Source organism: Vibrio sp. 10N.222.55.B11 (assembly GCF_041473705.1).
Classification (GTDB): domain Bacteria; phylum Pseudomonadota; class Gammaproteobacteria; order Enterobacterales; family Vibrionaceae; genus Vibrio; species Vibrio crassostreae_C.
On sequence record NZ_JBFRST010000062.1, the window covers coordinates 21,184 to 35,943 of the forward strand.

A 14,760-nucleotide genomic window follows, 5' to 3' on the forward strand; every position below is an offset into this window, starting at 1 on the left:
TGAATTTAGCTCACTCTAAGAGATAAATAGGTTTAAACCATGGATCACACATACAAAAAAGGCGATATTTATCATATCGCCTTATCTAAAATTATTATGTGTTTATTTATCACTCACTGCCTAGCATTCGCTTAATCGTCTCTGAGGTCTCTTTCCACCTAGCATCCGAGTGAAGTGTCGACAAATCAAAGCTGTGTTTTTTAAGCAATGAGTTGGCTAAAGGCACCTCTTGAATCGCTAAGTGATCCAGAGCTTCAATTTGTGCATCTCGTTTATTACACATCAACACCATGTCACAACCTGCATTCAAGGCCGCTTTCGCTCTGTCGGCTGGTCCGCCCATAATGGCAGCGCCTTCCATCGTTAAATCGTCAGAGAATACCAAGCCTTTAAACCCAAGCTGCTGCTTCAATACTTTCTGCAGCCAATACTGTGAACCGCTCGCAGGTTGATCATCATAGTGAGAGAAAACCACGTGAGCTGGCATCATGGCATCCAATATTCCAGCTTCAATTTGCGCCTTGAAGATTGCCATGTCTGTTTCAAAGATGTCGTCTCTAGGGTCATATGGCGTCTCTAAGTGTGAGTCAGCAATCACGCCACCGTGTCCAGGGAAGTGCTTGCCTGTCGTCGCCATGCCAACCGACTTCATGCCTTTGATGAAAGCGCTGCTATGACGAACAATAGTATCAATATCTTCGCCAAACGCTCGGCTACCAATCGCTTTACAGTCATGGCCTTTGTCTAATACTGGCGCAAAGCTCAGATCGATATCGTGGGCAATCAATTCTGCCGCCATCAGCCAGCCAGCCTGTTCTGCTAAATGTTCACCGTTATTCTTAGTCGCGAATTCTTGAGCAGCTGGGATAATTGAAAAGCCATCGCGGAAGCGCTGAACTCGACCACCTTCTTGGTCAACACCAATCAAAATAGGACGTTTCGCTACCTTACGAATTTCTTTGTTTAACGCCGATAACTGTTTGCTATCGTGGTAGTTTCGAGCAAATAAGATGAGACCACCAACAGTTGGGTGCTCTAAAATTTCTCTGTCTTCAGCTGTCAGCTCGTAGCCTGCAACATCAACCCACAACGGTCCCATATTTATCCCTTATTAAACCTAATTTCATAAACTTCCCGAGATTATTCTCTTTAAATTTGCTTTACAATGTTTTTAAACCAATCTGTGGAAGACTTTAAGAATGCAGTGCAAGAGCTTAGAAATGGATCATAAAGAACTGTATATCGGTGTGATGTCAGGGACGAGTATGGACGGTGTTGATACGGCCTTAGTGTCGATTGAAGATACACGTATAATATTGCTTGCTCATGATGAGTTCCCAATGCCTGATGATCTCAAAGCGCGTCTACTTGAAGTCTGTATTGGTCAGAAAACCGATTTGATTGCCATTGGCGAACTCGACCACCAGCTTGGCCATCTGTTTGCTGATGCGGTTCTGCAACTTCTCGAAAAGTCAGGCACACCAGCACCTTCTGTAACTGCGATAGGTAATCATGGTCAAACAGTGTTCCACCAGCCAACAGGCGATTCGCCATTTACCATGCAGTTGGGTGATGCCAACATCATTGCCGCTAAAACACAGATTCAAACGGTTGCCGATTTTCGACGTAAAGACATGGCATTAGGCGGACAAGGTGCGCCATTAGTCCCCGCCTTCCACCATACGATTTTCCACCCGCAAGACAGCTCGGTTGTGGTGTTGAATATTGGTGGTATCTCGAATATTTCAGTGCTGCGCCCTAATCAGCCAACGCTTGGTTATGATACAGGTCCGGGCAATATGTTGATGGACGCTTGGGTTGATAAACACACGGGTGAGAAGTTTGACCGTGATGCGCAATTTGCGCTAAAAGGTCAACTCAATCAAGCTTTACTCGAACAGTTGTTAAATGAGTCTTATCTATCTCAAATGCCACCGAAAAGTACTGGTAGAGAACTATTCAACCTACCTTGGCTAGAGCAACAATTAACAGAATTTAAAGATCTTGCAGTAGAAGATGTTCAGCGCACGCTTTGTGAATACACCGCATTGACGATAGCCAATGAAGTGGAGACTTATCGCTTGGGTGACCAGCCTGCACTGTATGTGTGTGGCGGTGGTACACGAAATCCATTGTTGATGAAGAGGCTGTCTGAACTGCTTCCAAGTTGGGAGGTTGACTCAACCACCAGTAAAGGCGTGGACGCCGATTACATGGAAGCGATGGCTTTTGCGTGGCTTGCTCAACGTCATATTCATCAACTGCCAAGCAATTTACCAGAAGTGACTGGCGCAAGCAGAGCGGCCTCTCTAGGCGTTCTCTATCGTGCTGACTAAACAACTTTAGAACCATCATTTTAGAATCACCATTTAAGGATCATTATGAGTAACGACGCTCTCATATCAGCGCTCTCGCACCTCGTTTCGGAGGGGAGAAACCCTGACACTATGGATATTGATCTGCTCACCTCTCTCGAAGTGGTTGAAAAGATTAACCAACAAGACAAGCAAGTCCCGCTGGCGATTGAAGCGGAACTGCCACAGATCGCGAAAGCGGTCGATAAAATTGCTCATGTCTTTCAAAACGGTGGTCGACTGATTTATATGGGCGCAGGCACCAGTGGTCGATTAGGTGTGTTAGACGCCTCAGAATGCCCACCGACTTTCGGTGTTTCGGACAAAATGGTTATCGGCTTAATTGCAGGCGGACCAGAGGCGATTTTAAAAGCCAAAGAAGGTGCAGAAGACTCGCTAACTCTCGGCATTGAAGATCTGAAAGCGATTCAGTTTTCAGAAAATGATGTCGTGGTAGGTATTGCTGCGAGCGGTCGCACACCTTACGTGATTGGTGCACTCAACTATGCCAATCAGCTTGGCGCAGTAACGGTTGCATTATCTTGTAACCCTGACTCTCCAATTGCTGAAATCGCTCAAATCGCAATTAGCCCGGTGGTTGGCCCAGAAGCATTGACTGGTTCAACACGACTCAAATCAGGTACAGCACAAAAGCTGGTGCTTAATATGCTGACCACTGCCAGCATGATTCGCATTGGTAAGAGCTACCAAAACCTTATGGTCGACGTAAAAGCGACCAATGAAAAGTTGGTTGCCCGCGCCGCTCGTATCGTTATCCAAGCAACGGAGTGCGATAAAGCACTGGCGGTGTCGACACTTAAAGCGACTGATTACGATGTGAAGTTATCGATTTTGATGATTCTAACAGGGCTAGATTTAGAGTTAGCCAAGGCTCAGCTTGATAAGCAAAATGGCTTCTTGAGAAAAGCCGTCGAGAATAATCAGTAATCTTAATTTGGCTTGTAGCTTCTCATTTAGACAGCTACTTCAACGACATACAAAAAGACCAGCACACACGCGGTACTGGTCTTTTTTTAGTTTTAATTTTTTATGGCTAGCTTGGGCTTAATAGTCGTTTGAGAACTCGTCCCAGCCGCGTTGCCATTCCATACGGAAACGTTGAGCGTCTTCCGTACCAGAACACACGCCTTCATACACCTGACCAGATAAACCAATCTGATAAGCATGGTTCGGATTACAATATTCAGTCACACCTAGGTGATAACCTTCTGTGTAACTCGCTTGATCGACTGCGCCAAGCTCAGTCATCTCTGAATACGAACGCTGAGTGTGGCCTTTGATACCATCACGATAGCCAATCTCTTGCCAATTGCCTTCAGCTGCTAAATCTTGAACATTGGCGCTGCATCCTGCAAGGCTAAATGCCACGGCGAATAGTACGATTATTTTTTTCATTTCAATCCTTTATATTGTTACTTCACCACTTTCTGACGAAGCGCTGCCTTTGTGGTGATTCTCCGCTGAACGCCTATCGATGTCCACTTATTGTCTAATGTTCGCCACTTTAGGTTCATTCCGACCACTCAGAATCAATAGTCGCCGTTAAGCCAACTCAAACAACCTCTCTATAGAGCTAATAGGCCTCTCGATAGAAATATCGGCCACTCAGCACAGTGAACAAACCACTAAATCAGTTATAACACCGCTAAATTGGCTATTCGACCACTCACTCTCGTAGCGGAAGTTTCTTCTCATCGACTCCTTTATTATACACCCTGACTTAATTAATACATTCAGGGATAACAAATTATGATGTGGTTTCTTACCTGTGTCGCAGCACTCATTGGTGGCTACTTTATTTACGGTACCTTTATCGAGAAGATTTTCGGTATCAATGAAAAACGCCAAACACCTGCTCACACTAAGCAAGATGGCGTGGACTACGTTCCAATGTCGACACCAAAGGTTTACCTAGTTCAGCTGCTTAACATCGCAGGTGTAGGTCCAATCTTCGGCCCTATCATGGGTGCCCTTTATGGTCCAGCAGCAATGCTTTGGATCGTTCTAGGTTGTATCTTCGCAGGTGCAGTACACGACTACTTCTCAGGTATGTTATCTATCCGTAATGGCGGAGCTTCGGTTCCAACCATCACTGGACGTTACCTAGGCAATGGCGCAAAACACTTTATGAACATCTTTGCCATTGTTCTACTGCTTCTTGTTGGTGTGGTATTCGTATCTGCTCCAGCAGGTATGATCACTAACCTAGTGAACGACCAAACTGATTTCGCGATGTCTGCAACTACGATGGTTGTTATCATCTTTGCTTACTACATCATCGCAACGATTGTCCCTGTCGATAAAATCATTGGTCGCTTCTACCCACTGTTCGGTGCACTGCTTATCTTTATGTCTGTTGGCCTAATCACTGCGATTGGTCTATCTGACGAACACCAAATCATGGGGGGCTTTGAGATCAGCGACATGTTCACCAACATGAACCCGAATGACCTACCACTTTGGCCTGCTCTCTTCATCACTATCGCATGTGGTGCTATCTCTGGCTTCCACGCCACTCAGTCTCCTCTGATGGCGCGTTGTATGGAAAACGAGAAGAACGGTCGCTTCGTATTCTACGGCGCAATGATTGGTGAAGGCATCATCGCTCTAATCTGGTGTGCACTTGCTCTGTCTTTCTTCGGTTCGGTTGAGTCTCTGTCTGACGCAATTGCAAACGGCGGCCCAGGTAACGTAGTATACAGCGCTTCATTTGGTCTACTGGGTGTATTTGGCGGTATCCTTGCTTTCCTTGGCGTGGTTATCCTACCAATCACTTCTGGTGACACAGCGTTCCGTTCAAGCCGTCTTATCCTTGCTGAATACTTCAACATGGAACAGAAAACACTGCGTAACCGTCTACTAATGGCGTTACCACTGTTCGTTATCGGTGGCATCCTGACTCAAGTTGATTTCGGTATCATCTGGCGCTACTTCGGTTTTGCTAACCAATCAACAGCCGTAATGATGCTGTGGACAGCTTCAGCTTACCTACTTCGCCACAACAAACTGCACTGGGTAACAACTGTTCCAGCTATCTTCATGACGTCTGTGTGTATCACATTCATCCTGAACAACAGCCAACTGGGCTTCGGTCTACCAATGCAAATCTCAACCATCATTGGTGTGGTGAGTGCGCTAGGTGTTGCGGCTTACGTTATTAAAATTTCAAAAGGCAAAGGCGATATCGACCTAGCTGATGAAGAAGAGAAAGAAGCAAAAGGCGTCACCAAAACAGCCTAGTTCTTTAAGGCTCTTGGGAACAAGAGACCAATCTTCATAGAAAGAGATAAAAGAACAGCCAAACACAACTTCGCTTGCTCCCGTAATCACTCAGTGATTCGTGGAACCTAAGACTAAAGCCCGTCCACTGTGATGGGCTTTATTGTTTGTAGGCGTTAGTGCTTTCGACTCTGGGAAGCGAATATAGGCTACTAAAACACAAGCAAAGCTACCGTTACCAAGCAATGAGCTTTACACTTAACAAGCGTCTCAATAGGTGAAAATATGGAACTCATTCTCTCTCTGCTGCAACAAACCTGCGTCTACTTAGTGATTGCTTACATGCTGAGTAAAACCCCACTGATTCTCCCTTTGTTGAGCATCTCTTCACGCTTAGGCCATAAGATCAGCTGCTACGTTCTGTTCTCCCTATTCTGTATTATGGGCACCTATTTCGGACTGCAAATCAATGATGCCATCGCCAACACGCGAGCGATGGGCGCGGTAATGGGCGGTTTGTTTGGTGGTCCTGTAGTTGGCTTTGCGGTCGGCTTTACTGGCGGGATTCATCGCTATTCATTGGGTGGATTTACGGACTTAGCTTGTGCTATCTCAACGACAGCAGAAGGCTTGATTGGTGGCCTGCTGCATGTGTACTTAGTCAGAAAGAACAAAGCCAGTCAGCTGTTTAATCCGCTGGTAGTGTTCTCTGTCACCCTATTTGCAGAAATTATTCAAATGTTGATTCTGCTTGCAGTCGCCAAACCCTTCGAACAATCCTATGCTCTGGTCTCCGATATTGCGGCGCCAATGATCATCGCTAACTCGGTCGGTGCAGCACTGTTCATGAGCATCATCCAAGACAGAAAAACCATCTTCGAAAAGTACTCGGCTACCTTCTCACGCCGCGCACTGACCATTGCCGAACGTTCGGTGGGTATTTTGCATGGTGGGTTCAATTCCGATAACGCACAAAAAATCGTACGTATCGTTTATGAAGAGACCAACGTAGGGGCGGTAGCGATTACCGACCGAGAGAAAATCCTCGCGTTCGTTGGTATTGGTGATGAACACCATATTCCGAACACCCCGATTTCATCGCAAAGCACGCTCACTTCGATGGAACAGAACGACATCATCTACCTTGATGGCAAAGAGAACCCATACCAATGCTCCTTGTCGCAGGATTGTAAATTGGGTTCTGCGTTGATTATTCCATTGCGCGCGGGTAACGAAGTGGTCGGCACCATCAAGCTCTATGAGCCAAAGCTGAAACTATTCTCAACTATCAATATGTCGATGGGTGAAGGTATCGCTCAACTATTATCGAGCCAGATCCTGTTCAGCAACTATCAGCAGCAGCAAACGTTACTCACCCAAGCAGAGATCAAGCTGTTGCACGCTCAGGTTAACCCGCACTTCTTGTTCAATGCGCTCAACACCATTAGTGCTGTTACACGCCGTGACCCTGATAAAGCACGAGAGTTGATTCAACACCTGTCTCACTTCTTTAGAAGCAACCTAAAGCAGAACATCAACACCGTGAAGCTCAAAGACGAACTGGCACACGTCAACGCTTACCTGACCATAGAGAAAGCACGCTTTACCGATCGACTAGAAGTGGAATGGGATATCGACCCGCAGTTATATGAATCTCAATTGCCGAGCTTTACCCTGCAACCGCTGGTAGAAAACGCCATCAAACATGGTATTTCAAACATGCTAGAAGGCGGCACAGTGAAGATCTACAGCGAGGCTTTCCAAGGTGGATTCAAACTGATCGTCGAAGACAATGCAGGCAACTATCAGAAACCATCTCAAGATCATGTCGGATTAGGTATGGAGATTGTTGATAAACGACTCACTAATTTCTTTGGACAAGACTCAGCACTAAAAATAGAATCTCAACCACAGCAATTTACTCGAATGAGCTTTATCATACCTATACTAAAATAACGGTCTTTTCGCAGGTGATAGCTTCTCGGTAAGCATATTTAAAAGACATATATAGAAAACAAGCAGGGATAGTAACAAGATGAAGATTGTAGGATGTTAAAAGCACTAGTTGTCGATGATGAGCTTTTTGCTCGCGAAGAGTTGATTGAGCTGCTGACTGAAACTGGAGAAGTGGAAGTCATTGGCCAAGCAAGTAACGCAATTGAAGGGCTTAAGCAGATCAACCTTCTAAAGCCTGATGTGGTGTATTTGGACATTCAAATGCCTCAGGTCACTGGGATTGAATTGCTGAGCATGCTTGACCCAGAAACCATGCCCTACGTGGTATTTGTGACCGCCTACGATCAATATGCGATTCAAGCCTTTGAAGACAATGCCTTTGACTACCTACTCAAACCCGTTGAACCTTGTCGATTAAATAAGAGTGTTTGCCGCCTGAATAAAGTCATCAAGCAAAACCAGAAAACACCGGAGCAAGACATCTCTGCGATTGCTCCTTGCCACTTAGAGCAGATTCCGTGCATTGGTCATAACCGCATTGTGATCATGGCAAGCCAAACGGTCGAGTGCGCTTATTCTGATATCAGCGGCGTGCACGTTCGTAGCTCATCACAAACGGCAACCTCGCAACTAACGCTTAAGATCTTGGAAGAAAAGACCGATTTGATCCGCTGTCATCGACAGTATTTGATCAACATAAAATCGATCCAAGAGATCAAACTGCTAGAAAATGGATTAGCAGAGATCATTACCCTAACTGGCTTTGAAGTCCCGGTGAGTCGTCGTTATTTAAAGACTTTAAAAGAGCAACTCGGTCTCCAGTAACGCGTTAGAATTAGACGCCTTGTTCCAAAGCACGATCAAAAAAGCCAACGTATCAACGTTGGCTTCCTGCTGTTTACAAATCAATAGTGTTTGCAAATCGATAGTGTTACGCATCGATCTTGTCACCAATCAATAGAGATTAGTCGACTTGCTTAATCTGTAGCTCTTTTGGTACTTCAAAGAACATGTTCTCTTCACGACCTTGAATCTCTTCAACGTCAGTCGCACCTAGCTCACGAATACGATCTAGAATTTGGTTTACCAGCTCTTCAGGAGCAGAAGCACCGGCTGTTACACCGATTTTCTTTTTCCCTTCAACCCACTCGGTTTGAATGTCTTCAGGACAGTCAGTTAGGTAGCCTGGTGTGCCTAGTTTCTCAGCTAACTCTTTTAGACGAGTTGAATTCGATGAGTTCTTAGAACCAACCACTATCACCACATCAACGTCATTCGCCATCTCACGCACAGCGTCTTGACGGTTTTGAGTCGCGTAACAGATGTCGTCTTTACGTGGGCCTTGAATCTCAGGGAACACTCGACGTAGCTCTTCAATCACATCTGCAGTTTCATCTACTGATAGCGTAGTTTGGCTAACATAGTGCAGGTTACTTGGATCATTCACCACTAGGTTCTGTACGTCCTCTGGTCTTTCAACCAAGTACATACCACCAGTTTGGCTCGCGTACTGACCCATAGTGCCTTCCACTTCAGGGTGACCTGCGTGGCCAATCAGTACCACTTCCATATGTTTGCGGCTCGCACGAGCAACCTCCATATGAACTTTAGTCACCAAAGGACACGTCGCATCAAATACCGTTAACTCACGCTCTTTCGCTTCTTTACGAACCGCTTGAGAAACACCGTGAGCCGAGAAGATCACGATGTTGTCGTCTGGCACTTCACTCAGTTCTTCGACAAAAATAGCACCACGCTGCTTGAGCCCCTCAACAACAAAGCGGTTGTGTACCACTTCATGGCGAACATAGATCGGTGGCTGATACATTTCGAGTGCACGCTCTACGATGCTGATCGCACGATCGACACCGGCACAAAAGCCACGAGGGTTAGCTAACATTATTTTCATTTCATTGCTCATCATTTACCGCGGTACTAAGGTTGCTTCTATAGAGTTCGCCGTCAGCGAGGTTCGCATTCTACAGTGAAGCGTCTAGACAGTGAAGCTCTGGGTGAGATCACAGCTGTAAGGCTATCTTATTCTAGCGTGAAGACAGCAATTCTAACGTTAAGAGAGTTATTCTACCGTTAAGATATTGACGTCAAAGCTAACGTCTTGACCAGCGAGTGGGTGATTAAAATCAACCGTCACTGAATCACCTGCGATCTCAGTAATAATACCTGGAATTTCCATACCGTCAGGACCTGAAAATGCCATGATAGTGCCCACTTCAACTTCAGAGTCGCCAACAAACTTAGCACGATCCATATAGTGAATATGATCTGGGTTTGGCATACCAAACGCGTCTTCCGCCTTCAGTTCGATAGACTTTTCAGTGCCGGCTTCAAGTCCAAGTAAGCACGCTTCAAAGTTCTCACTTAGGCTGCCATCACCCATGACGAACTTCGCTGGTTTGCCCATGTTCTCCGTACTATCGGCAACTGAACCATCCTTCATTTTAATCGTAAAATGTAGAGTTACTGCTGAATCATTTTTAATTGCTGCCACGTTACTTTCCTTAGACTTCTTTATTATTTGAGGATGCGCTGTGCTTTGCTTCCTTGTTGACTGAAGCATAAAAAAAAGCGCCGTCGGAATCAACCGACAGCGCTTAGGGCTATTCTATTCTGTGAGTCATAGACTGACTTTGAAGCAAGCTATTTGCTTTCGTCTTTCTTACGGAAACCATCTAAGATGATCATCGCAGCACCGATACAGATTCCCATATCCGCTAAGTTAAATGCAGGCCAGTGGTAAGTGCCCCAGTAGAAGTCTAAGTAATCGACAACAAAGCCATGTACGACTCGGTCAAACACATTACCTACTGCACCACCAATGATGATCGCATAAGCAATGTTATTCCACTTCTCTGTTGCTGGTAGTTTGCTCATCCAGTACGTCAGCATACCTGTTACCGCAAATGCGATACCCGTAAATAACCAACGCTGCCAACCACTTTGATCACTCAAGAAGCTAAACGCTGCACCGTAGTTATGCACGTACAAAAAGTTAAAGAATGGCAGCACCTCAATACGGTTTGCCCAACCATAACCCATATTGTCCATGACAAAGAGTTTAATGCCGATATCAGCCAAGAAGACCAATAGAGCCAGCCATAACCAACGTACACCAGATTGTTTTAACGAAACTTCACTCATTTCTATTCCTAGTATTTACGAAGTTGGTATTCATTGTTAGTCACCTTACGTGACCTTGATTACCAACTTGGTTAAACACATTTCCTATAACTAAAAATAACCCCAGTTGATACTGGGGCTATGATTTTTACAAAAAGTTCAGTCTTTCTCTGAGTCGTTATGCGAATTTACGCACTTCGCCTTCACCGTCAATGTTCGACACACAACGACCACAAACTTTCTCGTGACCTTCGATAGTGCCTACATCTGGAGTGTGGTGCCAGCAACGGTCACACTTCTCAGCTTCAGTCGCCGCTACTTCAACGAATAGACCTTCAACGTCTGTCGCTTGAGCCGCATCAGACTTCTCGCTCAGTGGCTTAACAACCGCAGCAGAAGTGATAAGTACGAAACGTAGCTCATCTTCTAGCTTGTTGATCTTAGCCGCTAGTGCGTCGTCAGCGTATAGAGTAACTTCAGCTTGCAATGCACCACCGATTGTTTTCTCTTTACGAGCGTCTTCAAGAAGCTTGTTCACTGCGCCACGAACGGTTTGGATTTCAGCCCAGAACTCGTTGCTTAGCTCTTCGCCTTCAGCAAGACCAAATAGACCTTCGAACCACTCACCAGTGAATACGAACTTGTCACGTTGACCAGGCATCTCGTTCCAGATTTCATCTGCAGTGAACGACATGATAGGTGCCATCCAACGAACTAGAGCTTCTACGATATAGTAAAGCGCAGTCTGACAGCTACGTTGAGCATGACTGCCCTGCTTCGCTGTGTACTGACGGTCTTTAATTACGTCTAGGTAGAAAGAACCCATTTCGATAGAACAGAACTGCATTAGACGCTGAGTTACACCGTGAGTGTTGTACTCGCCGTATGCTTTAACGATCTCTTCTTGTGCAGCTTGAGCACGGCCAACAGCCCAGCGATCAAGTGCAACCATCTCTTCAGCAGGAACTAGGTCAGTTTCAGGGTTGAAACCGTTCAAGTTCGCTAGGAAGAAACGAGCCGTGTTACGAATACGACGGTAAGCATCCGCTGAACGCTTCAGGATTTCATCAGAAACCGCAACTTCACCCGTGTAGTCTGTAGAAGCAACCCATAGACGCAGGATATCTGCACCTAGCTTGTTGGTTACGTCTTTAGGAGCAACAACGTTACCGATAGATTTAGACATCTTACGGCCGTTACCATCCACTACGAAACCGTGCGTTAGTACTTGCTTGTACGGTGCTTCGTCTTTCATCGCGATAGATGAAATTAGAGAAGACTGGAACCAGCCACGGTGTTGGTCTGAACCTTCAAGGTAAAGATCAGCACTGTGAGTGCGCTCTTCGTTCGGGAAGTTGTACTCTTCACGAGAATCAACAACAGAGAAGTGCGTAACACCTGAGTCGAACCATACGTCTAGCGTATCCATTACTTTTTCGTACTTATCAGCGTCTTCTGCGCCCATAAGTTCAGCAGCGTCTACATCCCACCAAGCTTGAATGCCTTTCTCTTCAACTAGCTTCGCAACTTTTTCAATAAGCGCTGGGCTTTCTGGGTGAAGTTCTGCTGTTTCTTTATGAACAAACAAAGCAATTGGCACACCCCAAGTACGTTGACGAGAGATACACCACTCAGGACGACCTTCAACCATGCCTTCGATACGGCTTTGACCCCATTCAGGCAACCACTCAACACTCTTGATTGACTCTAGTGCTTTAGCACGTAGGCCAGCTTGATCCATAGAGATGAACCATTGTGGTGTTGCGCGGAAGATGATTGGAGTTTTGTGTCTCCAACAGTGTGGGTAGCTGTGCTCGTAAGCGTGGTGATGCAGAAGTGCACCTTTCTCTTTTAGAACTTCTAAAACAGAGTCGTTCGCTTTGAATACGTGCTGACCAGCAAATAGCTCTGTATCTGGCAGGTAAACGCCGTTAGAACCAACTGGGTTAGCGATTTCTAGGTTGTACTTTTTACCAACCACGAAATCTTCTTGACCGTGACCAGGCGCAGTGTGAACCACACCAGTACCTGAATCTGTTGTTACGTGATCGCCAAGAACTGCAGGAACAGTAAAGTCGTAGAACGGGTGGTTGAACTGAGAAAGCTCAAGATCAGCACCTGTAGCAAAACCAAGGTTGTGGAAGTGCTCGATACCTGCACGATCCATTACGTCTTTTGCTAGTTCAGAAGCAACAACGATACGTTGAGCAGGCTGGTCGCCATTCGCTTCAACTTGGATAAGCACGTATTCAAGATCATCACGTAGACATACTGCGCGGTTAGCAGGCAGAGTCCATGGTGTTGTTGTCCAGATAACGATAGAAATTTCGCCTTGACCCGCATGACCTTCAGCTAGAGTAAATTTCTCTAGAAGCGCCGCTTCGTCAGCTGCTGTAAATTTCACATCGATAGATGGAGAAACTTTATCTTTGTATTCAACTTCAGCTTCAGCCAGAGCAGAACCACAATCAGTACACCAGTGAACGGGTTTGAAACCTTTAAGAAGGTGACCTTTGTCTGCGATTTTGCCAAGAGAACGAATGATGTTCGCTTCTGTGCCAAAATCCATAGTGCGATAAGGTTTGTCCCACTCGCCCATGATGCCAAGACGTTTGAAGCTCTCTTTCTGACCTTCAACTTGACCCGCAGCGTACTTTCGACACTCTTCGCGGAATTCAGCCGCCGAAATCTTCTGACCAGGCTTACCTTTCTTCTTCTCAACCATTAGCTCGATTGGAAGACCGTGACAGTCCCAACCAGGGATGTACGGTGCATCAAAACCAGAAAGGGTCTTAGATTTGATAATAATGTCTTTAAGAATCTTATTCAGCGCGTGGCCAATGTGAATATCGCCGTTCGCGTATGGAGGGCCATCATGCAGTACGAAAGATTTTTTACCTTTCTTTGCCTTACGGATTTCGCCGTAAAGATCTTCTTTGTACCAACGCTTCAGCATTTCTGGCTCACGATTTGCCAGATTGCCGCGCATTGGGAACCCTGTTTCTGGTAAGTTCAGGGTATCTTTATAATCACTCATCGATTCTTAATTCCGTTATATTGGGCGAAGTTAGACATTATGTTAATCGGTGGAATCATCCGATTAATTCTTTAGCTGAAGCAGCCACACCCTTGCGGCTTCAGCATCCAATTCTATTTGATTCTTTAGTGCGTCGAACGATTCAAATTTTATCTCGTCGCGCAGTTTGTGCAAAAGTCGTACTTCTAACTGTTTACCATATAAATTGGCTTTAAAGTCAAAAAAATGCACTTCCAATTGCTGCCTTACCCCATTAACTGTTGGTCGTTGTCCAATATTAGCAACGCCACCGACAGGAACACCGTCGATATCCAAAGCTTCAACAACATACACTCCCGATACAGGAGAAACACAACGCTTTAATGGAATATTAGCGGTAGGGAAACCGATAGTTCTCCCTAGTTTTCGACCATGGGACACTCGACCACTAATACTGTAATCACGTCCTAACATGGTAGCACTTGCAGCCAAGTCATCGACCGCTAATGCATTTCGTATCTCAGTACTGCTTACTCGTAATTGGTTTAAGCAATAGCTTTGGGTGCTGACCACCTCAAAACCGTACTTCTCGCCCGCCTCTCTGAGCATAGCGAAATTACCGGTACGACCTTTACCAAAGCAAAAATCGTCACCAACCACCAAGAACTTCACACCAAGCTTATCAACCAAAAGATCCTTAATGAATGCTTCCGCGGATAAACTTGCAAAATACTGATTAAAATTAACACACAATAAGCGACTGATATCTAGCTTACTCAGTTGCACGTATTTGTCTCGTAAACGAGTTAAACGTGCTGGCGCTCTATCTCGGGCAAACAGCTCCATAGGCTGCGGTTCAAACGTCATAACAACAGAAGGTAGCCCTAATGCTGCAGCTTGTTTAGAAACCTGACTCAAAACCTCTTGATGTCCTAAATGAACACCATCGAAGTTACCTATGGTTAATACACAGCCATGATGCTGCGCTTTAATATTGTGTATACCTCGGATCAGTTCCATTATGATCAGCTAAAACCTGTTATTTGCATCATTTAT

General features: G+C 45.5%; 12 protein-coding genes. 5 read left to right on the plus strand and 7 right to left on the minus strand.

Annotation, left to right across the window (positions count from 1 at the left end; all coding sequences use genetic code 11):
* Window positions 1-109: 109 nt before the first annotated feature.
* A complete protein-coding gene (gene nagZ, locus AB4503_RS20780; RefSeq protein WP_050654338.1) occupies window positions 110-1,099 on the minus strand; it encodes a beta-N-acetylhexosaminidase in 990 nt (329 codons plus the stop codon).
* Window positions 1,100-1,220: 121 nt separating this feature from the next.
* Between nagZ and AB4503_RS20785 the strand changes: the two genes are divergently transcribed.
* Window positions 1,221-2,336 carry an anhydro-N-acetylmuramic acid kinase gene (locus AB4503_RS20785; RefSeq protein ID WP_065584725.1) on the plus strand — a complete coding sequence of 372 codons (1,116 nt, stop codon included), beginning with the start codon at window positions 1,221-1,223 and terminating at the stop codon, window positions 2,334-2,336.
* A 45-nt stretch (window positions 2,337-2,381) separates the two neighbouring features.
* The gene (gene murQ, locus AB4503_RS20790; RefSeq protein ID WP_032545650.1) at window positions 2,382-3,302 is read left to right on the plus strand and encodes an N-acetylmuramic acid 6-phosphate etherase; all 921 of its coding nucleotides are present in this window, start codon (window positions 2,382-2,384) and stop codon (window positions 3,300-3,302) included.
* Between the two features lie 117 nt (window positions 3,303-3,419).
* Here the strand turns inward: murQ and AB4503_RS20795 are convergent, their stop codons facing one another.
* Window positions 3,420-3,770, minus strand: coding sequence for a DUF2799 domain-containing protein (locus AB4503_RS20795; RefSeq protein ID WP_017059350.1), 351 nt, complete (start codon window positions 3,768-3,770; stop codon window positions 3,420-3,422).
* 354 nt (window positions 3,771-4,124) lie between these two features.
* On the opposite strand from AB4503_RS20795, the gene AB4503_RS20800 reads away from it, so the two are divergent.
* From AB4503_RS20800 to btsR, 3 genes are all read left to right on the plus strand, one after another.
* A complete protein-coding gene (locus AB4503_RS20800) occupies window positions 4,125-5,615 on the plus strand; it encodes a carbon starvation protein A (protein ID WP_017062863.1) in 1,491 nt (496 codons plus the stop codon).
* A 264-nt stretch (window positions 5,616-5,879) separates the two neighbouring features.
* Window positions 5,880-7,550: a LytS/YhcK type 5TM receptor domain-containing protein gene (locus tag AB4503_RS20805; protein WP_372115681.1), complete on the plus strand. Its 1,671-nt coding sequence runs from the start codon at window positions 5,880-5,882 to the stop codon at window positions 7,548-7,550.
* 93 nt (window positions 7,551-7,643) lie between these two features.
* Window positions 7,644-8,375 (plus strand): two-component system response regulator BtsR, encoded by a 732-nt coding sequence (btsR, locus tag AB4503_RS20810; protein WP_136973914.1) that lies wholly within the window; start codon window positions 7,644-7,646, stop codon window positions 8,373-8,375.
* Window positions 8,376-8,514: 139 nt separating this feature from the next.
* Here btsR and ispH read toward each other — a convergent pair whose 3' ends face one another.
* The 5 genes from ispH to ribF all read right to left on the minus strand — a co-directional run bounded on the left by ispH (window position 8,515) and on the right by ribF (window position 14,724).
* Window positions 8,515-9,471: a 4-hydroxy-3-methylbut-2-enyl diphosphate reductase gene (gene ispH, locus AB4503_RS20815; protein ID WP_029235087.1), complete on the minus strand. Its 957-nt coding sequence runs from the start codon at window positions 9,469-9,471 to the stop codon at window positions 8,515-8,517.
* Between the two features lie 156 nt (window positions 9,472-9,627).
* The gene (gene fkpB, locus AB4503_RS20820) at window positions 9,628-10,059 is read right to left on the minus strand and encodes an FKBP-type peptidyl-prolyl cis-trans isomerase (protein ID WP_017059345.1); all 432 of its coding nucleotides are present in this window, start codon (window positions 10,057-10,059) and stop codon (window positions 9,628-9,630) included.
* A gap of 149 nt (window positions 10,060-10,208) precedes the next feature.
* Window positions 10,209-10,709 (minus strand): signal peptidase II, encoded by a 501-nt coding sequence (gene lspA, locus AB4503_RS20825; RefSeq protein ID WP_004739521.1) that lies wholly within the window; start codon window positions 10,707-10,709, stop codon window positions 10,209-10,211.
* Window positions 10,710-10,866: 157 nt separating this feature from the next.
* Window positions 10,867-13,725: an isoleucine--tRNA ligase gene (gene ileS, locus AB4503_RS20830; protein ID WP_372115682.1), complete on the minus strand. Its 2,859-nt coding sequence runs from the start codon at window positions 13,723-13,725 to the stop codon at window positions 10,867-10,869.
* 63 nt (window positions 13,726-13,788) lie between these two features.
* Complete coding sequence (gene ribF / locus AB4503_RS20835; protein WP_372057779.1) at window positions 13,789-14,724, minus strand: bifunctional riboflavin kinase/FAD synthetase; 936 nt, start codon at window positions 14,722-14,724, stop codon at window positions 13,789-13,791.
* Window positions 14,725-14,760: the final 36 nt, after the last annotated feature.